At 63.0% G+C, this 15,752-nt stretch carries 21 protein-coding genes and 1 pseudogene; 7 read left to right on the forward strand and 15 right to left on the reverse strand.

Translation table 11 applies throughout. The annotated features are described in order from the left end of the window. Window positions 1–82: 82 nt before the first annotated feature. The 6 genes from K1X15_RS08880 to K1X15_RS08905 all read right to left on the reverse strand — a co-directional run bounded on the left by K1X15_RS08880 (window position 83) and on the right by K1X15_RS08905 (window position 4,347). Window positions 83–1,840, reverse strand: a complete 1,758-nt coding sequence (locus K1X15_RS08880) for a SulP family inorganic anion transporter (RefSeq protein WP_220307095.1) — start codon at window positions 1,838–1,840, stop codon at window positions 83–85. 69 nt (window positions 1,841–1,909) lie between these two features. Next, the gene (locus K1X15_RS08885; protein WP_220307096.1) at window positions 1,910–2,236 is read right to left on the reverse strand and encodes a protein tyrosine phosphatase family protein; all 327 of its coding nucleotides are present in this window, start codon (window positions 2,234–2,236) and stop codon (window positions 1,910–1,912) included. A 108-nt stretch (window positions 2,237–2,344) separates the two neighbouring features. Continuing rightward, on the reverse strand, window positions 2,345–3,238 hold the full coding sequence (locus K1X15_RS08890) for an MBL fold metallo-hydrolase (protein WP_220307097.1): 894 nt from the start codon (window positions 3,236–3,238) through the stop codon (window positions 2,345–2,347). 22 nt (window positions 3,239–3,260) lie between these two features. Further along, the gene (locus K1X15_RS08895) at window positions 3,261–3,701 is read right to left on the reverse strand and encodes a DUF6691 family protein (protein WP_220307098.1); all 441 of its coding nucleotides are present in this window, start codon (window positions 3,699–3,701) and stop codon (window positions 3,261–3,263) included. Then, the gene (locus K1X15_RS08900) at window positions 3,701–4,129 is read right to left on the reverse strand and encodes a YeeE/YedE family protein (protein ID WP_220307099.1); all 429 of its coding nucleotides are present in this window, start codon (window positions 4,127–4,129) and stop codon (window positions 3,701–3,703) included. Before K1X15_RS08900 ends, K1X15_RS08895 begins: the two co-directional genes overlap by 1 nt. After that, window positions 4,129–4,347: a YgaP family membrane protein gene (locus tag K1X15_RS08905; RefSeq protein WP_220307100.1), complete on the reverse strand. Its 219-nt coding sequence runs from the start codon at window positions 4,345–4,347 to the stop codon at window positions 4,129–4,131. The genes K1X15_RS08900 and K1X15_RS08905 overlap by 1 nt, the downstream gene beginning before the upstream one ends. Window positions 4,348–4,423: 76 nt before the next feature. On the opposite strand from K1X15_RS08905, the gene K1X15_RS08910 reads away from it, so the two are divergent. Further along, on the forward strand, window positions 4,424–4,726 hold the full coding sequence (locus K1X15_RS08910) for an ArsR/SmtB family transcription factor (protein WP_220307101.1): 303 nt from the start codon (window positions 4,424–4,426) through the stop codon (window positions 4,724–4,726). 54 nt (window positions 4,727–4,780) lie between these two features. On the opposite strand, the gene K1X15_RS08915 is transcribed toward K1X15_RS08910, so the two are convergent. Next, a complete protein-coding gene (locus K1X15_RS08915) occupies window positions 4,781–5,467 on the reverse strand; it encodes a DnaJ domain-containing protein (RefSeq protein ID WP_220307102.1) in 687 nt (228 codons plus the stop codon). Between the two features lie 11 nt (window positions 5,468–5,478). Then, the gene (locus tag K1X15_RS08920) at window positions 5,479–6,198 is read right to left on the reverse strand and encodes a VWA domain-containing protein (RefSeq protein ID WP_220307103.1); all 720 of its coding nucleotides are present in this window, start codon (window positions 6,196–6,198) and stop codon (window positions 5,479–5,481) included. 135 nt (window positions 6,199–6,333) lie between these two features. Between K1X15_RS08920 and K1X15_RS08925 the strand changes: the two genes are divergently transcribed. Further along, the gene (locus tag K1X15_RS08925) at window positions 6,334–7,557 is read left to right on the forward strand and encodes an MFS transporter (RefSeq protein WP_220307104.1); all 1,224 of its coding nucleotides are present in this window, start codon (window positions 6,334–6,336) and stop codon (window positions 7,555–7,557) included. Between the two features lie 15 nt (window positions 7,558–7,572). On the opposite strand, the gene K1X15_RS08930 is transcribed toward K1X15_RS08925, so the two are convergent. Together K1X15_RS08930 and K1X15_RS08935 are read right to left on the reverse strand one after the other, a co-directional pair. Then, window positions 7,573–8,589, reverse strand: a complete 1,017-nt coding sequence (locus K1X15_RS08930; protein WP_240549753.1) for an MFS transporter — start codon at window positions 8,587–8,589, stop codon at window positions 7,573–7,575. 18 nt (window positions 8,590–8,607) lie between these two features. Next, window positions 8,608–8,922, reverse strand: a complete 315-nt coding sequence (locus tag K1X15_RS08935) for a hypothetical protein (protein ID WP_220307106.1) — start codon at window positions 8,920–8,922, stop codon at window positions 8,608–8,610. Window positions 8,923–9,166: 244 nt separating this feature from the next. Between K1X15_RS08935 and K1X15_RS08940 the strand changes: the two genes are divergently transcribed. Continuing rightward, complete coding sequence (locus K1X15_RS08940; RefSeq protein ID WP_220307107.1) at window positions 9,167–9,337, forward strand: DUF2934 domain-containing protein; 171 nt, start codon at window positions 9,167–9,169, stop codon at window positions 9,335–9,337. Between the two features lie 33 nt (window positions 9,338–9,370). Here K1X15_RS08940 and K1X15_RS08945 read toward each other — a convergent pair whose 3' ends face one another. Beyond that, window positions 9,371–9,673, reverse strand: a complete 303-nt coding sequence (locus K1X15_RS08945) for a hypothetical protein (protein WP_220307108.1) — start codon at window positions 9,671–9,673, stop codon at window positions 9,371–9,373. Between the two features lie 104 nt (window positions 9,674–9,777). Between K1X15_RS08945 and K1X15_RS08950 the strand changes: the two genes are divergently transcribed. Continuing rightward, window positions 9,778–10,371 carry a 5'-methylthioadenosine/S-adenosylhomocysteine nucleosidase gene (locus tag K1X15_RS08950; protein WP_220307109.1) on the forward strand — a complete coding sequence of 198 codons (594 nt, stop codon included), beginning with the start codon at window positions 9,778–9,780 and terminating at the stop codon, window positions 10,369–10,371. A 1-nt stretch (window position 10,372) separates the two neighbouring features. On the opposite strand, the gene K1X15_RS08955 is transcribed toward K1X15_RS08950, so the two are convergent. Continuing rightward, window positions 10,373–10,696, reverse strand: coding sequence for a hypothetical protein (locus tag K1X15_RS08955; RefSeq protein ID WP_220307110.1), 324 nt, complete (start codon window positions 10,694–10,696; stop codon window positions 10,373–10,375). A 102-nt stretch (window positions 10,697–10,798) separates the two neighbouring features. Between K1X15_RS08955 and K1X15_RS08960 the strand changes: the two genes are divergently transcribed. Both K1X15_RS08960 and K1X15_RS08965 read left to right on the forward strand, forming a co-directional pair. Further along, the gene (locus K1X15_RS08960; protein WP_220307111.1) at window positions 10,799–11,119 is read left to right on the forward strand and encodes a hypothetical protein; all 321 of its coding nucleotides are present in this window, start codon (window positions 10,799–10,801) and stop codon (window positions 11,117–11,119) included. Between the two features lie 92 nt (window positions 11,120–11,211). Further along, window positions 11,212–11,676: pseudogene (locus K1X15_RS08965) on the forward strand (cell wall hydrolase); the annotation flags it as partial. 17 nt (window positions 11,677–11,693) lie between these two features. On the opposite strand, the gene K1X15_RS08970 reads toward K1X15_RS08965, so the two are convergent. The 3 genes from K1X15_RS08970 to K1X15_RS08980 all read right to left on the reverse strand — a co-directional run bounded on the left by K1X15_RS08970 (window position 11,694) and on the right by K1X15_RS08980 (window position 14,761). Continuing rightward, a complete protein-coding gene (locus K1X15_RS08970; protein ID WP_220307112.1) occupies window positions 11,694–11,966 on the reverse strand; it encodes an EscU/YscU/HrcU family type III secretion system export apparatus switch protein in 273 nt (90 codons plus the stop codon). Then, window positions 11,963–13,180, reverse strand: a complete 1,218-nt coding sequence (gene fliK, locus K1X15_RS08975; protein WP_220307113.1) for a flagellar hook-length control protein FliK — start codon at window positions 13,178–13,180, stop codon at window positions 11,963–11,965. Before fliK ends, K1X15_RS08970 begins: the two co-directional genes overlap by 4 nt. A gap of 837 nt (window positions 13,181–14,017) precedes the next feature. Continuing rightward, on the reverse strand, window positions 14,018–14,761 hold the full coding sequence (locus tag K1X15_RS08980; RefSeq protein WP_220307114.1) for a glycosyltransferase family 2 protein: 744 nt from the start codon (window positions 14,759–14,761) through the stop codon (window positions 14,018–14,020). 205 nt (window positions 14,762–14,966) lie between these two features. Between K1X15_RS08980 and K1X15_RS08985 the strand changes: the two genes are divergently transcribed. Continuing rightward, window positions 14,967–15,707: a FecR family protein gene (locus K1X15_RS08985; protein WP_220307115.1), complete on the forward strand. Its 741-nt coding sequence runs from the start codon at window positions 14,967–14,969 to the stop codon at window positions 15,705–15,707. Window positions 15,708–15,752: the final 45 nt, after the last annotated feature.

Below are 15,752 nucleotides of genomic sequence, written 5' to 3' on the forward strand. Positions count from 1 at the left end.
ATCTCCCGGCCATGCATGCGCCCCGGCGGCGCGCATGAACCATAGGCGGCCGGGGCAGCAATGCAATCGCCTTCGCCCGAGACTATCCCGCTACGGTGGATGGCAAGGGGACAGCCTGTTCGTCCTCGCCGCTTCTGCCGCTGATGGCCTGCATCGCCTGGTGCTGGCTGAGATGCACCCGCCCCTTGAGCGCCTCGATGAACTCGGTGCCCGCCAGGCGATCCATCACCGGCCCTTTCACCTCCGAAAGGTGCAGGCGCACGCCCATGTCGTCGAGGTGATGGCGGATGGCCTCGAGGCTCTCGAGCGCGGACATGTCGATCGCATTGACCGCCGAGCACATCAGCACGACATCGGTCAGCCCCGGGTTACGGGTAACCTGGTCGGTCACCAGGTCTTCGAGATAGCGCGCATTGGCGAAATAGAGGCTTTCGTCGATGCGGATGGACAGCACACCGGGCACGGTGTCCACCTTGTGCCGCTTGATATTGCGGAAATGCTCGGTGCCGGGCACCTGTCCCACAATGGCGGCATGAGGCCGCGACGAGCGGTAGAGGAAGATCAGGATGGACGCACCGACGCCCAGCGCAATCCCCGTTTCGACGCCGAAGATCAGCGTCCCCACAAGCGTGAAGGCCACGGCGACGAAATCGGCCTTGGAATAGGTCCAGGCCCGCTTGAGGATTGAAAAATCCACCAGCGTCAGCACCGCCACCACGATCGTGGCGGCCAGCGTCGCCTTGGGCAGCACCGCCAGGAATGGCGTCAGCAGCAGCGTCGCGCCCGCAATGCCCACGGCAGTGAAGGCACCCGCGGCCGGCGTTGCTGCCCCGGCGTCGAAATTGACCACCGAGCGGGCAAAGCCACCGGTCACCGGATAGCCGCCGCCTAGGGCCGCCGCCATGTTGGAGGCGCCCAAGCCGATCAGTTCCTGGTCCGGCTTGATGCGCTCACGCCGCCGCGCTGCCAGGGTCTGGGCCACCGAGATCGATTCCACGAAGCCGACAATGGAGATGATGATGGCCGGAACGGCCAGCGCCTGGATGGTGTCGAGATTGAAGCTCGGAAGTGAGAGCAGCGGCAGGCCCTGCGGCACCTCGCCGACCAGCGACACGCCCTTGCCCTTGAGGTCGAACAGCGCCGACCAGGCCATGGTCAGGAACACAACCAGCACCGGCCCTGCCCGCACGATGATGGCCGCCACGCCCTTGGGAACGCCGAAACGGGCCAGCCAGTTCTTGAGGTCATAGCGAATCCACAGCAGCAGCCCGAGCGACACCAGGCCTACCGCCAGCGTGTACCAGTTGATATCGCCGATATGCGCCACGATCGAGTGGAGCAGCTCCGGCATCGCATGGCCTTCCGTCTTGATCCCGAGGATGCCGCCGAGCTGGCTGGTGGCAATGATGAGACCCGAGGCGGTGATGAAGCCGGAAATGACCGGATGCGAGAGGAAATTGGCGACAAAGCCCAGCCGGAACAGGCCCATGGCCATGAGGAAAATGCCCGAAAGCGCGGCCAGCACGATGGCTGCGCTGGCATAATCGGCAGTGCCCTCGGCCGCAATGCGTCCGACGGCGGCTGCCGTCATCAGCGAGACCACGGCCACCGGCCCGACAGCCAGCGCGCTCGAGGTGCCGAAGATCGCATAGGCTACCAGCGGCAGAACGGACGCGTAGAGACCGACTTCGGGCGGCAGCCCGGCCAGCAGCGCATAGGCGAGCGACTGCGGGATCAGCATGATGGTCACGATCACCGCGGCGATGAGGTCGCTGGTCAGCGTCTGCCGGTTGTAGCGCCGGCCCCAGTCGAGAATGGGCAGGTAGGTCTTGAGGGTCATTGGTCTTCTTGTTGCGGCAAGGGATGGCCCCTGCCCCCGTGGCGGGGACAAGGGCGCGAAATGGACAGATCAGCGGCTCAGCGTGGCATGCAGGCTGCCGGCGCGTGCGCCCGAGCGGCAATAGCCGAGCATGGGCTTGGGCATCTGCTTCCAGGCGTCGTGGAAGCGGATGATCTGGCCTTCGCCCAGACCGCCCGAAACCGGGATGTGCACGATCTGGATGCCTTCTGCCTCGGCTGCGCGGGCAACCTCGTCAAAGCTGGGCTGGCCGAATTCCTCGTTGTCGGGGCGCGCACAGACAATAGACTTGTAGCCGGCCTCGGAGACGGCCTTGACCTGCTCAGGCGTGATCTGGCCGGTGACTGCGAAATTGTCGTCGATTTTGCGAACGTTCATGGAGCGGGTCCTGGAGTTGAAGAAAGAGAACATTGGGGGTTTCCTTTTGGAGGGACCCTCCCCCTGCGAGAACCCGCAAGGGGAGGAAACGGGCTGCAGGATGGGGCATTACAGCCCGTTGATCGGGACCTTGAGATAGGTTTTGCCGTCCTTGTCCTTGGGCGGGAGTTGCCCGGCCCGCATATTGACCTGCAGGGACGGGATGATGAGCTTGGGCATGGCAAGGCTCGCGTCGCGTTCCTCGCGCATCTTGACGAAGGTGTCCTCGTCGGTGCCGTGGCCCACATGGATATTGTGGTCGATCTCGTCGCCCACGGAGGTTTCCCACTGGATGTCGCGACCGTTCGGGCCGTAGTCGTGGCACATGAACAGGCGCGTTTCGCGCGGCAGCGACAGCACCCGCTGGATGGAACGATAGAGCGTGCGCGCATCGCCCCCCGGGAAATCGGCGCGGGCCGACCCGCCATCGGGCATGAACAGGGTGTCGCCGACAAAGGCAGCATCGCCCATTACGTGGGTCATGCAGGCCGGTGTGTGGCCCGGCGTATGCATCACATGTGCAGTCAGCCCACCGATCTGGTAGCTGTCGCCATCCTTGAACAGACGATCGAACTGCGATCCGTCGCGCTGAAATTCGGTACCTTCGTTGAAGATCTTGCCGAATGTGTCCTGGACGATGGTGATGTTCTCACCGATCCCCAGCTTGCCCCCCAGCTTGGACTGGATATAGGGCGCAGCCGACAGATGGTCGGCATGCACATGGGTTTCGATCAGCCATTCGAGCTTGAGATTGTTCTGCTCGATATAGGCAATGATCTCGTCGGCACCGTCATAGGTGATGCGCCCGGCTGCATAATCGATGTCCATGACGGAATCGATGACCGCGCAGGACTGCGAGTTCGGGTCCTTGACCACATACGAGATCGTATTGGTCGGTGCATCGAAGAACGCGGTGACCTCCGGCTTGACGCCGAGTTCGGGAGTGAAAGGCAGAGTGGCCATGATGATTTCCTTTCTCAAAAGGTCAGGCTGTCTGGGTTGACCGCGCCTCGAGCGCGATCCGAACGGTGCGAGCTGCCGCGATACCGGCCAGCATGGAGCCAACGAATATCCAGGCCGAGCTTTCGCCCAGGCCCAGGGCTGGGATGGCCCCGCCTGGGCAGAACCCGGAAATGCCCCAACCGATGCCAAAAATGGCAGAACCGGCGAGCAGCGGCAGGTCGAGCTTTCGGTTCGTCGGAAGGTGGAACCGGGCGTCGAACAGGGGCGTGCTGCGCTTGAAGACGATCCGGTAGCCAATCGCGGCGACGGCGAGGGCGCTGGCCATGACAAGTGCGAGCGAGGGGTCCCAGGTGCCGGCGACATCGAAGAAGTTCAGCACCTTGGCCGGGTTAGCCATGCCGGAAAAAGCAATGCCTGAGCCGAACACAAGCCCGACAACGCCCGCGAGAATAGTACGCAGCATCACAGCCCCCCGATCACGTGGCGGACGACGAACACGGTGACAACCGAGGTCGCCATGAATGTTGCCGTGGCGGCAATGGATCGAGGCGACAATCGTGCCATACCGCACACGCCGTGGCCCGAGGTGCAGCCGGAGCTGAAATAGACGCCGACGCCGACAATAAGGCCGCCTATGATGACCCAGGGCGTTGGCACCGGGCTGGAATAGGCAATGGCGTGGTCAGACACACCCAGGATCAGCATGGGCGCAACGATTGCGCCCGCCACGAAAGCGGCACGCCAGGCCCAATCCGCGGATACCGGCGGCATCAGGCCGCTCAGAATGCCGGTCATGCCGGCAATCCGGCCATGAAAAGCCATGAGAAGAACGGCCGACAGGCCGATCAGTGTGCCGCCAAGCAGCGACATCACCGGGGTAAATTCAGTCATTAGTGGGTTACCTTGCAGGTCGTCAGGCCAAAAAGGCTATAAAGAGGACAGAAGCGCACCAAAGCCGTGACCACCAGCACCAGTCCGACAACCAGCGCGGCCCAGAAGGCCACCGGGTTGGTGAAGACCGTGATGCCGGGAATGAAGGGCAGGACCAGGAGGGCGAGGCCGAATACGAATCGAACCAGGCGATCAAGGGAACCAACATTGGTGTGCATGGCAGTCTCCTGTGTTACGGGCTGTTCAAACGCCTTCGCGTCTGATACGTACATTCGTATATAAGCACTTTCTAATATGATCAAGATGGAAATCGAAAAACTCGAGGCCAATGCCGAACAGGCCACGCGCCTGCTCGATGCGATGAGCAACGCCAAGCGATTGTTGATCCTGTGCAACCTGCTCGACAACGAAATGAACGTTTCGGAGCTGGGAGAGCGGGTGAGCCTGGGGCAGTCGCCCTTGTCCCAGCACCTGGCGAAACTGCGTGCACTGGGTTTCGTCAAGGCCCGTCGCGACGGTCAGCAGATGTACTATTCACTGGCCTCGGACGCGGTGAAGCAGGTTCTGACCACGCTCTATGGAATATATTGCGCCTAGAGGCGCGAAGCTGCCATTCGTTCGCCAGAGAACGTGATCGCGGCCGGCTCGGCGTCACCGTCCGAGCAACAAATCCCGCGCTTCGTTGATCTTGGCGGCCAGGAACTCCGATCCGCCATGGTCGGGATGCACGCCCTTCATGAGTTCGCGATGTGCGGACCTGATCTCGTCATCGCTCGCCCCCGGCTTCAACCCCAGAACGGCATAGGCTTCCGCCACCGGATCGCGGCCGTTCGCCGCCCCCTGCCCCGAGGCGCTCTCGCTTTCGGTAAAGTACTCCCGCCAGCCTGCCCTGTTGGTGTCAAGCCAGCTCTCGAACAGGTTGACGCTCTCCGTGTCCTGCCCGATCTCGGTCAGCAGAGATCGGGTCTCCGCCTCCCCGAGGTCCATGAGATCCCAGCCGGCGAACTGACCATCAACGACCCGGCCACTCAATTCACCGGTATCGTGATCCAGTTCCATTGCCAGATACCGGCTGCGCACCTTTGACACGTTTCCGCTGGGAGCGCTGCCAAAGCTATCGAAGGAGAACTGCCCCAGGCGTCCACGCAAAAGCACCGATGCTGCGACCGCCCCTACAATCATGGCGATGTCGATACGCCGGAACAGCAGCGCAGCGATCGCAACCAGCATCGCGCCGCCGCCTACGATCCAGCGCAGCCCCCGCATCAGGAACCGCCTGTCCAGCCTGCGCAGGGAGAAAAGGACCCAAGCCACGCCCAGCAACACCAGGGCGACCAAAAAAACCCAGCTCATCGTCCCTCGATCTGTGTCAGCAAGGCCTGCGCGGCGCCGCTGCCCTGCAGCTTGAGCAGCGCGCGCCCACCACTGGCATAGGCGGCGACTGCCTTCAGCAGATCGGCCAGCTGCTGCGGTGCACCGCTGTCAAATCGCGCATAGGCTCCCTTGGAGAGACGCGCAAATTCGCGGAACGCAGCCTCGACCCGCGCGTCCCTGCCCTCCTGGAAGACAAAGAGCGGCAAGCCCATCAGCCCGAGTTCGCCAGCCTTGGCGCAAAGCGCGTCGACGCTTTCCTCGATCGCATCCCCCACATAGACCACGGCGTGGATGCGCCGCCGCCTGTGCTCATCCCGGGCGTGCGAGAACACCTTGCCGATCTGGGTATTGCCGCCCTGACAGGAAATGGTGCTCATCACCCGCGCCAGGGCGCTGGCGTCGCGCATCCATTTCGAGGCCCTGCATTCCCCAAGTCCGCGGAAATAGATCAGCTGCACCTGCAGCGCAGCGTCCTTGGGAATGGCTTCGAACATGCCGGCCTGGAGGCTTACCGCCATGTCCCAGGTCGGCTGCCGGCTCATGGTGGCGTCCATGGCAAATAACAGCCGCCCGTCTTCGCTTGCGTTGGGCCGGGCCAATTGGCCAACCTTCTTGACGAAAGCAGCCACTTCATCCCGGACTGCGCCCTGCGGCGCTATGGCATCCCCCTGGCGGGCCGGTTTCTTCTCGCTCATGCAATGAATATGTGGCGCACCGGCGCCGCGGGCAAGGCAAGCCGCCCGAGGAACCGATAAATTTCGCTTGCCCATGTCGTTACGCCGACGCTTCATCCGTCGCAGTGATGGATACCTGCAAGGAGGGACCATCCAATGGAACGACATTATGGCTGGGTGATCGTCGCCGCCGGCGCCGTCATCACCTGTCTGGCGATGGGCGCCATGTTCGCCCTGCCCGTCTATCTTCAACCTATTGCCGATCAGACGGGCTGGACCCGGGCCGGCATATCCGGTGCCATGACCATGGGCTTCATCGTCATGGGCATCGCCGGCTTCGTCTGGGGCACGCTGACCGACCGCATCGGTGCCCGGCCGGTCGTCATCGTCGCAGCCGTCATGCTGGGCCTCGGCCTCTTCATCGCCAGTCGCGCAACTGACCTGCTGGTCTTCCAACTGGCCTATGGCGGGCTCGTCGGCGCCTCGGGTGGTGCTTTTTTCGCGCCGCTCATTGCCACGACCCTGGGCTGGTTCGACAAGCATCGCAGCCTGGCGGTTTCACTGGTCTCGCTGGGCGGCGGCGTCGCGCCCATGACCATCACTCCACTCGCCACGGTCCTGATCGGCAGTTTCGGCTGGCGAGACGCCATGACGATGACGGCCATTTCGGCCGCCTGCCTCATCGTCCCGGCCGCCTTTCTGATCCGCAGGGCGCCGGAAGCCCTCCTCGAGGCCCCGAGCCCATCGAGTGATGTCGTTCCGGCGGAGAAGCCGCCGACTCGCATCGCCGCGCTGTTTCGCACGCCCCAATTCATAGTGCTGGCCGCCGTGTTCTTCCTTTGCTGCGGCGCCCATTCCGGTCCCATCTTCCATACCGTGAGCTATGCGATGCTATGTGGCGCATCGGCTCTGGCGGCGGCGAGTATCTACAGCGTGGAAGGATTTGCAGGCCTGTTCGGCCGTGTGTTCTTCGGGATGCTGGCCGACCGCATCGGCGTCAAACGCGTCATCATCGGCGGATTGCTGCTGCAGGCCGCCGGCATCTACAGCTACATCTATGTCACCGAACTGACCCACTTCTACCTTCTGGCCCTGGTGCTCGGCCTCGTCTATGGCGGCGTCATGCCCCTCTATTCCGTGCTGGCCCGGGACTATTTCGGACCCAAGGTAATGGGCACGGTGCTTGGCGGGATCACCATGACTTCGGCCATCGGCATGGCGTTCGGACCCGTTGGCGGCGGCTACCTTTATGACACCTTCGGCAACTATCACTGGCTCTATGTCGCCTCGGCCGCGGTGGGTCTGGCGGCGGCCCTGCTGGCCCTGGCTTTTCCACCCAAGACCGAACAGTCAGCGCCACCCAACGCCTTGCCCGCGTAACCGGCACGCTACCGATCAGGCGGGGCTGGCCACGGCCGCCCCGCCACCTTCTCCATCATCGTCTTTCCCGGCCGCATAGGCGGCGGACAGCTCACGATAGAAGCGCAAATTGAACGCCAGTATGGTGACGACAAGACCGAGCAACCCCGCCACGGTGAATACCAGCGCAATGCCTCGATCGGGGCCGGTGCCGAACCACGATCCGATCGCACTGGCACCCGCCCCATCGGTCATGAACGGGATCACCACGAATTGTGTCAGCGGGCCGATGAGAAAGGCCGTCAGCGGCGACGCCGATTGCTCGACCGACTGAGCAAAACCGAACACGCGGCCCTGACGCTCAAGCGGCACCACCTTCTGCAGTGTCGTGTGCTCGGCTGCCTCCGCATAGGGCCCAAGGAGCATCCACACGAAACACCCAGCCGCCAGAAGCCAGTACGACGACTGGATGGTGAACACGCAGCACACCGACCAGGTGATGACATTGACCAGCAGGAGTGTCCGAAGCGGGTTGCGGCCCAGCCCGGTCTTCGAAATGATGATGCCGCTGAGGATGAAGGCGGTGGAGAGCACGCCAAAGGTCAGCCCCCACACCTCAACTGCCACCAGGGACAGGCCATAGGCATCCAGCAGTGCCATGAAGATGCCGCCGAGAAAATTGTTGAAGCAGGCAAAGAAGATGAGCGCAAACAGGCCGGGCACGGCCGCTATCACGCGGATAGTTCCGGCTATATCCACGCGTTTCGGGGTCGCCTGGCTATCGTCGCCAGATTCTACCCGCCCTTCGTCGATCTTCACAGTCAACAGGTGCAGGAACACAATAGCGCTGGCCGCCAGTGCCAATGCCAGCACGCCGAGCATGCCGGTATAGGCGACAAGAAAACCTGAAATAACCGATGTGGTCAGGAAGCCGATGCCGGTCACCATGCCCACCAGCCCATTGGCCTTATCCCGCACGTCTTCGGGAATGAGGATCGTTACCAGTGTCGGCAAGGCGATAGAGCGAATATTTCCAGCGATCACACCGAGCATGGTCAGCAACACGAAGGCCTAGAGGTAAGGTCCGTAAGGATCGGTGAAGGCGCCTTCAGGCTCTAAGAGCACCAGCAACAGGCTGATCGCGTAGAACCCTCCAGAGACGACACTTGAGCCTAACATGGCGAGCTTCTTGGCATTGTGATCCACGATGGAGCCAAACCAGAAGCCGAAGCCGGCGGTGAACACCAGGTAGACGCCGGCGATCATGCCGGTCGCAAAGACAGACTGGGTCTCGAGGAACACCCAGAATGTGATGGCAAACCAGACCGTGAAGTTTGTGACGTTGGCAATAAGATTGTTGGCAAGAATCTTGTAAAACGGGGGCATGACAGTCTCCAGTGCTCGGGACCGGCCGTGAACTCCAGGCCGCTCGATTGTGGTGCTCAAGACTATTGGACGCCTTCTGACATCCTGCCGATACGACGGTCTTGTTCACGCAGCTTCGACATTGGCTCTACTAGGCCTGCGCACAGCGCAAATGGCCTCTGCCAGTCGAGCTTGCATTGCTTTACCAACTGTCGACCATACGCGCGCAGGCTCGATCACGCATCCACCATCAGGGAGTGCAACCATGCACGAAGAGATCCAGCGTCGCGCCTATGCCTTGTGGGAAGCCGATGGGCGACCCCACGGGCAAGACCAGGTCTACTGGTTCAAGGCCATGAGCGAAATCGCGGCCGAGGCCGCCAAAGCAATCAAGCCTCCACGCAAGCGCACTCCGCGTGCGAAAAAGGCCGCCTGAGGCGGCCTTGCAGCGCGGTCCAGGCCGCAACCACTACATGCAAGGCCAATAGAGGTCGTCGGCGTAGTCGCGCGGGATTGGGGTAAGACGTGCCAGCGCCGCGGCCGCCAGGTCGATCTGCGTGCACATCTGCATCACATGCTCTGGCACCGGTCGATCGGTCACGTACTGGCGCAACTGCCATTCGTCGAGCCTGAGCAGGCCCTTGCGTCGCCGCGCCTCGTTTTCAACTGCCGAGATATCGACCACCTGCGGGTCACCCCGGGACGGGGGCGCAGGCTCGCTCCATTCGCGTGTATTCCCGATGACTGCAAAGCGCATTTCTTGCGGTTCCATTGGCCCTCGGCATCCTGCCGCGACCGCACCCACCTTACCGCTGACTTGGTTACGGAACCGAAAATGGGCCTTGGCCGCCACTGGCGCTGTGTTAGTTTCGCCCCATGTCGATCCTCTACCTCATGGCCGCTGAGCCCGAATTCGGTCCCCATCTTCGGGCTCGCATTGCCCCGGTCATGATCGGCATTGGCCCGGTCGAGGCAGCCATCAACACAACGCGCGCCCTCATGGACCGTACCAAGAACCTCCCGAGCCTGGTGGTGTCGCTTGGCTCCGCGGGTTCACGGACATTGGAACAGTGCTGCGTCTATCAGGCTGTATCGGTCTGCTACCGGGACATGGACGCATCGCCCATCGGATTTCCGCGCGGCGTCACGCCGCTGCTCGATCTGCCCCCGACCCTGCCATTGGCGCCACTCGTGCCCGGCCTTCGCCCGGCCACGCTCTCCACCGGTGCCAATATCGTTTCTGGCGCCGCCTACGACACCGTGGGAGAGGACATGGTGGACATGGAGACCTTTGCCGTCCTCCGGGCCTGCCAAGCTTTCGGCGTGCCATTGCTGGCACTGCGCGGCATTTCAGACGGCAAGGCCGAACTCAGCAAGTTGGCCGACTGGACGCAATACCTGCACATAATCGATGAAAGATTGGCCGAGGCCGTGGACTTGATCGAAGCACACCACGCAGGGGCGCACTGACTCACTTCCCGTCGCGCTTGCGATTGCGGCGGTGGCGCTGCCAATTGGTCCACCATCGACCACCACGCAATACGGCCGTATTGACTGGGCCCTGCAGGAAGATCAGGTCGAGAGCCAGCAGCAACAGGCCCAGCGGCAGCATCCATATGCCCAGCACCGGCAGGAAGCTGAAAATGCCACCGAGCACCAGCAGGATACCCAAAGGGATGCGCACCAGCCGCGCCTCCGGCCGACGCACCCGAGCGAGCCAGGTGGCCGCAAGGCTCGGAATGCGCCTCTCGAGGCGATCAAACAGCCTGTTCAGCCGGTCAGCACTCTTGCTCATGAACTCCCTCCATCCGTTCTAGATGGCGTTGGCGTGCGCCAGTTCAAGAGCACGGAACCGCGCACCCTGTTCACCCGTTGTTCGGCAAACACGGAGCGTCCCATGTCCATTGACTCTGTTCTCAGCCAACTCGGCTTTGCGCGACACGATCCTCATAGCCTGGAAGCGCAGCTTGATGCCATGCGGCGTGACGTCCGGCGCATCGGCCGAGCCCTTTCGCGTCAGGTGGGTCATAGCGCCGAGGATTGGAGCGATCACATTGGCGACTTCGGGCACGACGCCATTCGCCAGACGGCGCATCTGGCAGAGATCGCCGGCGCCCAGGCACGGCGGAGTGCTCAAATGGTCCGCCGTGACCCGCTTCCGCTCATAGCTATCATTGGCACCGGCCTGCTGCTTGCCAGTCTTTTACGGCGGCGCTAGCAATTCGTTTACCGTTTTGCTCAGTCCTTCCTTAAGGCTGAGCCGGCATTTTCGGACGAGGCGACCTTTCCGCCACAGTCTGGAGAATGCCCATGCGTCGCAACAGCAAGACTCTACTGCGCGTCGCGATCCTCGCCATCGTGGCCTCCAGCCTGGGAGGGTGCAGCTTCCTCGGCATGAATTTCGCCATGAGCCAGATGAGCGAGAAGGAATGCATGATGCGGGCCATGTATTTCGAGTCCAATCGCTCCAGCGCCGAAGGCCTGCTGGCCGTAGGCACTGTGGTCATGAACCGCCTGCAGGACGCCCGTTACCCCAAATCGGTGTGCGGTGTAGTAGGGCAGAAGAACCAGTTCGCGCAGGGCGTCCTGACACGTCCAATGACCGACAGCGGCGCCGTCCTCGCGGCGCAGGTCGCCGACCAGGTATTAGCCGGCGCCAGGCATCCCGGCGTGCAGAATGCCCAGCACTTCCACACGGCAGGTCTGCGTTTCCCCTACAACAACATGTACTACGTGCTCGAAGCGGGCGGCAACGAGTTCTACGAGAAGCGCAGCCTTCGCTGACCCCCTGTTCAGCGCCGAGTCTGCTGCAGCACATAGCCGATGACCACGGCTATGGCGTCGTAGAGTTCGAGGGGGATCGTGTCGTCCAGTTCGACCCCACTCAAGGCTTCGGCAAGCACCGGATTGGTTTCGATGACGACGCCGTTCTCCTCGGCCAGAGCCACGATCTTTTCGGCGACTAGCCCCCTGCCCTTGGCCACGACCCGCGGGGCTTCCTTCGAGCCCTTTTCGTAGTGCAGCGCCACTGCAAGGGCGCGGTCTCGGACCTTGTCATCGTTCATCGTTGCGCATCCACATAATGCCCCGCGCCACTCGCGGATTGGGGGGCCTGCGGTGCTGGCGCACCCGCACGCACCAGGATGGCACCAGGCACAAGGCCGACGCCCGCAATCGCCTCACGAAGGCTGTCGGCAGCGGCGCCCAGGCTCTGGGCGGTTTCCGCATCCTCCGCCCAAAGCAGGACACCCGTTGTCCTCGCACGCAATGAAATCTGTGCACCAACCTCGCCGCGCTCTGCCAGGTTGATGGCAAAGCGCACCTGCCAGCCGCGATCCTCGGGGCGATCGGCCTCCTTTTCGGGGTCGCGATGGATCTGCATCTGCAACAGATGCTGCTGGCCGGCCACCATGACCGGCAAATCGAGACTCCATTGCCCATCCTGCCGAGCAGCTCCTGGATCGGGGAGCGAAGCATGCTGGTGCAGACGCAGGCGCGAAAGCGCGGCCTCGGTACGCTCGATCAGAACCTTGCCGATCTCGACCGGGTCATCGGGCAGTTCCGGGGGTGCACCATCACCACTGCGTGCGCGCGGGACTTGCCCCCGTATTGGTGGTGCAACGGCCGAGAGTTGCGCGATGGGTGCCTGGTTGCCAAGCCAGGTGCCGAGGCTCTGCCGCAGCCCGAGAAGCGCACTCTTCACATCGCCGGCCGCCGCCTGCCCCTGGCCAGAGACAAGCAACGCTTCCTGGAACACGCCCGACCGTTGCACTGCCGCCTTGATCGACGCGCCGCTCAGCGGTCCCGTGTCGAGCGGCATCCGCATTGCAAGCACCTGCTGCGCTGCCTTCGCCACAGGTTCGGGCAACGCCACCTTCCCGGCGATTGCTGCCAGGGCTGTGGTTAGGCCCACAATGCTGTCCTGGCGCGACAGGGCCTGCTGCACCATTTGCGCCAGTACCACCTGCGGGGACGCGGGCGGAGGTGCCGTTGCGGCAGGCGCGGCGGTAGCGGGCGCCGGCTGCGCGGCTGGCGCATTGGGTGGCGGGGCGTGCTGCCCGACGGTACTGGAAGACACCATCTGCGCCACCGGCGGCAAGGCCGTCGCCGCCGATCCTGTCACGCTCGAAACCTGGGGGGACGCCGAGGCTGGAGCGGCAACGGCATAGGGAATGTCCATACGGCCCGCCGCCACGGCCCCGACAACCGGCGCAGGGGTCGTCGCCTGTGACCCGGACGGGACAGGCGCAATGGCCGGGACGCTTGTGGCTGCAGACATTGGCGCTGGAACGGAGGGCACCGCAGTCGGCGTCGAGATCATCGGCCCCGTCGTCGCCTGCGAACCAACTGGGCCGGCGCTGCTATTCAACGCGTTTGGGCCTTGGCTTGCCGTCCCGAATGACACCCCGGCGGGCGGCGAAGATGGCATTGATGATCCCGCCGGAGCCGGCGTCACGTCTCCCGGGCGTTGTGCCGCCGGGGCCGGCGTCGCCCCGGGAGCCGGGGATATCGGCAGGCCATAGCCAGGAGCCACGCGCAACCCGGCAGTTGCAGGAGGCGCCACAGTTGGGGCTGAACCAGTCGGACCCGCAGGCGCGCCTTGACTGGTGGCTGCCGGTGAACTGGTCGTACCGGCAGCGGGCGACGATACGGGCCTTGACAGGCCCGGGCTCGACAGCGCCGCTGCAGACAATTGTACGGAAGTTGCAGGCGAGGAAGCCATGGAAGTCGTCGCGAGCGGCACGCCAAGGGCCGGGGCACCAGGCGGTCGCGTAGCGACCACGGCAAGGCGGAGTTGTCCCTCGGCCTGTTGAACCGACAATGTCAGCGTGGTCCCGACCGGCTGCGCCTCAGGCAGCGTCAGGGTCAATACCTGGCGCCCGATCTGCAACTGCGTCGTCCCACTACCGGACTGGCTGATCACGCGCGCTTCGACGGTTTGACCGGCCGCTTGTGCCAAGGCGCGTAGCGTCGCGCTGGCCTGCGCCAGCGCAATGGGCGGAAGCTGGGACGTGATGCTCATCGGCCTGCCGACTCCGCCACGTCATGTGGCCGGCCGGATTGTAGCCGAACCTACCCTTCGCGCCAGCCTGATCTGGCCGACGGCGTTTCCAGACTATTGCGGACGAATGTCGGTGTAGTCCTTGGTCATGGGCTTGCCCCTGAAGGTCACCCAGAAGAAGTTGAGCGTATAGGTTCCGGCTGTGCGGAAAACACCTTCCTTTTCAAGCCGACGCCCGGAAGTCTTCATCTTGAGCCCGAAGGTCCACTTGACTTTGCCGACCTTGGACAGTCGCACGGCTACGTCCGTGTCCTCCCCGAAGAACTCAATGCTGCGGTCATAGCCGCCCACAGCGGCCCAAGCGGCACGCTTGAACACGAAATTGCCGCCCTGCACCACCGAGCCAACCCGCAGCACGAAGCGATTGAGGACATAGATCAGGTAGGTGAGGCCATAGAAGAGGCCGATCAATACCCGGTTGTGGAGGGCCATGTCGTAATAGACATAAGGTCCGCTCAGGCAGACCAACTTGCTGTCCTTTGAGAACTCGCGCATCACCACGTCCAGCCAGCCCTCGGGCACTATGGTATCGCTGTCGATATTGGCGACCAGTTCATAGCCTTCACTGGCTGCAAATCCCGCGTCGCGCGCATTGACCAAACCCTTCTTGGGCTCGTCGACAACGCGTACGCCGGGGAAACTGGCGGCAATTTCACCGGTGCGGTCGGTGGACGCATTGTTGACCACAATGACGTCTGCGTCCGCACCCGAGCGTTTGATCTCCGCCAGCACCGATTCCAGGCATTTGCCGATCAGCGCCTCTTCGTTGTAGGCGGGAATGACGAAGGCAAGCTTCATGGGGTTCCCCTTGCCCGGCAACTTTGCCGGTTGTTGTCTGCGCTGCACATAGCGTGCCGCGCTCCCGGCGGCAACCTTGGCCGCCACCGGAGCGCTCGCCCCCTCCTGACCGCAGCCCGTTTCCTGCCCATAGGCTGTCTGCTAAGGTTCTGGGGCACCGGAGCATTCATCCCCGGTTCAGTGGCAGTGTTGGAGGGTTCCGGTCATGATCAAACGAATTGCCCTTTCCGCCTTTGCTTTGCTGATCTCGTTCGTTCCCGCCCATGCGGAGGGCGAAGGAACAGCCGTGGGCGTCAATCCCGATGCGCTGTCCCGCCGGGGGTCCGCCGAACGCGTCCTTGTCGTCGGCGCCGACGTTTCGGTGGGCGACAGGATCGTCACCGGCCCCTCGGGAAATGTGCAACTGCTATTCGACGACCAGACAAGACTGGTCGTTGGCCCTCGCAGCACGCTGGAGATCGAGACCTATCTGCTCAATGGTAGCGGCGCGGACAAGTTTGCGATCAATGCCCTTGCCGGGACCTTCCGCTTCATATCCGGTCACAGCCCCAAATCTGCCTATTCCATCAACACCCCGACCGCTTCGATTGCCGTACGCGGCACCATGTTCGACCTGTCTGTCGCCAGCAACTATACTGTGACCATGCTCTATCAAGGTGCCTTGTCCGTGTGTCGCGGGCCCAATTGCGTGCAACTAACCAAGCGGTGCGACATTGGTGAGGTCAATGGCAACGACACGGCCTTGCTGGGCTGGTCGGCGCCATCCCATACCTCGCTGGCCAGGCTGTTTCCCCTGGCCAATATCCAGTCCGCGTTCGAAAGGGAGTTCAGGATCGCCGGCGCCCAGGCATGTCTTGCCCCACCCGATTCTGAAGCCAAGCAATTCATCTCGGACAACCTGGGAAAAGAAGACCAGGTCTGCGCCTACCCATTTGCCAATTGCTGACGGCTATCAATGGTCGACGTCACCCGCTTCGAATGGGCTGAGAAA

The sequence above is a fragment of the Devosia salina genome (assembly GCF_019504385.1).
In the GTDB taxonomy this organism is placed as follows: Bacteria; Pseudomonadota; Alphaproteobacteria; order Rhizobiales; family Devosiaceae; genus Devosia; species Devosia salina.

What these genes read in the sequence shown, in the direction of transcription:
- K1X15_RS08880 (WP_220307095.1), bottom strand. Translation starts at nt 1,840, where the DNA reads ATGACCCTCAAGACCTACCTGCCCATTCTCGACTGGGGCCGGCGCTAC.
- K1X15_RS08985 (WP_220307115.1), top strand. Translation starts at nt 14,967, where the DNA reads ATGATCAAACGAATTGCCCTTTCCGCCTTTGCTTTGCTGATCTCGTTC.
- fliK (WP_220307113.1), bottom strand. Translation starts at nt 13,180, where the DNA reads ATGTCTGCAGCCACAAGCGTCCCGGCCATTGCGCCTGTCCCGTCCGGG.
- K1X15_RS08895 (WP_220307098.1), bottom strand. Translation starts at nt 3,701, where the DNA reads ATGCTGCGTACTATTCTCGCGGGCGTTGTCGGGCTTGTGTTCGGCTCA.
- K1X15_RS08910 (WP_220307101.1), top strand. Translation starts at nt 4,424, where the DNA reads ATGATCAAGATGGAAATCGAAAAACTCGAGGCCAATGCCGAACAGGCC.
- K1X15_RS08905 (WP_220307100.1), bottom strand. Translation starts at nt 4,347, where the DNA reads ATGCACACCAATGTTGGTTCCCTTGATCGCCTGGTTCGATTCGTATTC.
- K1X15_RS08935 (WP_220307106.1), bottom strand. Translation starts at nt 8,922, where the DNA reads ATGCCCCCGTTTTACAAGATTCTTGCCAACAATCTTATTGCCAACGTC.
- K1X15_RS08960 (WP_220307111.1), top strand. Translation starts at nt 10,799, where the DNA reads ATGTCCATTGACTCTGTTCTCAGCCAACTCGGCTTTGCGCGACACGAT.
- K1X15_RS08945 (WP_220307108.1), bottom strand. Translation starts at nt 9,673, where the DNA reads ATGGAACCGCAAGAAATGCGCTTTGCAGTCATCGGGAATACACGCGAA.
- K1X15_RS08970 (WP_220307112.1), bottom strand. Translation starts at nt 11,966, where the DNA reads ATGAACGATGACAAGGTCCGAGACCGCGCCCTTGCAGTGGCGCTGCAC.
- K1X15_RS08900 (WP_220307099.1), bottom strand. Translation starts at nt 4,129, where the DNA reads ATGACTGAATTTACCCCGGTGATGTCGCTGCTTGGCGGCACACTGATC.
- K1X15_RS08885 (WP_220307096.1), bottom strand. Translation starts at nt 2,236, where the DNA reads ATGAACGTTCGCAAAATCGACGACAATTTCGCAGTCACCGGCCAGATC.
- K1X15_RS08950 (WP_220307109.1), top strand. Translation starts at nt 9,778, where the DNA reads ATGTCGATCCTCTACCTCATGGCCGCTGAGCCCGAATTCGGTCCCCAT.
- K1X15_RS08930 (WP_240549753.1), bottom strand. Translation starts at nt 8,589, where the DNA reads ATGCTCGGTGTGATCGCTGGAAATATTCGCTCTATCGCCTTGCCGACA.
- K1X15_RS08980 (WP_220307114.1), bottom strand. Translation starts at nt 14,761, where the DNA reads ATGAAGCTTGCCTTCGTCATTCCCGCCTACAACGAAGAGGCGCTGATC.
- K1X15_RS08920 (WP_220307103.1), bottom strand. Translation starts at nt 6,198, where the DNA reads ATGAGCGAGAAGAAACCGGCCCGCCAGGGGGATGCCATAGCGCCGCAG.
- K1X15_RS08925 (WP_220307104.1), top strand. Translation starts at nt 6,334, where the DNA reads ATGGAACGACATTATGGCTGGGTGATCGTCGCCGCCGGCGCCGTCATC.
- K1X15_RS08955 (WP_220307110.1), bottom strand. Translation starts at nt 10,696, where the DNA reads ATGAGCAAGAGTGCTGACCGGCTGAACAGGCTGTTTGATCGCCTCGAG.
- K1X15_RS08890 (WP_220307097.1), bottom strand. Translation starts at nt 3,238, where the DNA reads ATGGCCACTCTGCCTTTCACTCCCGAACTCGGCGTCAAGCCGGAGGTC.
- K1X15_RS08940 (WP_220307107.1), top strand. Translation starts at nt 9,167, where the DNA reads ATGCACGAAGAGATCCAGCGTCGCGCCTATGCCTTGTGGGAAGCCGAT.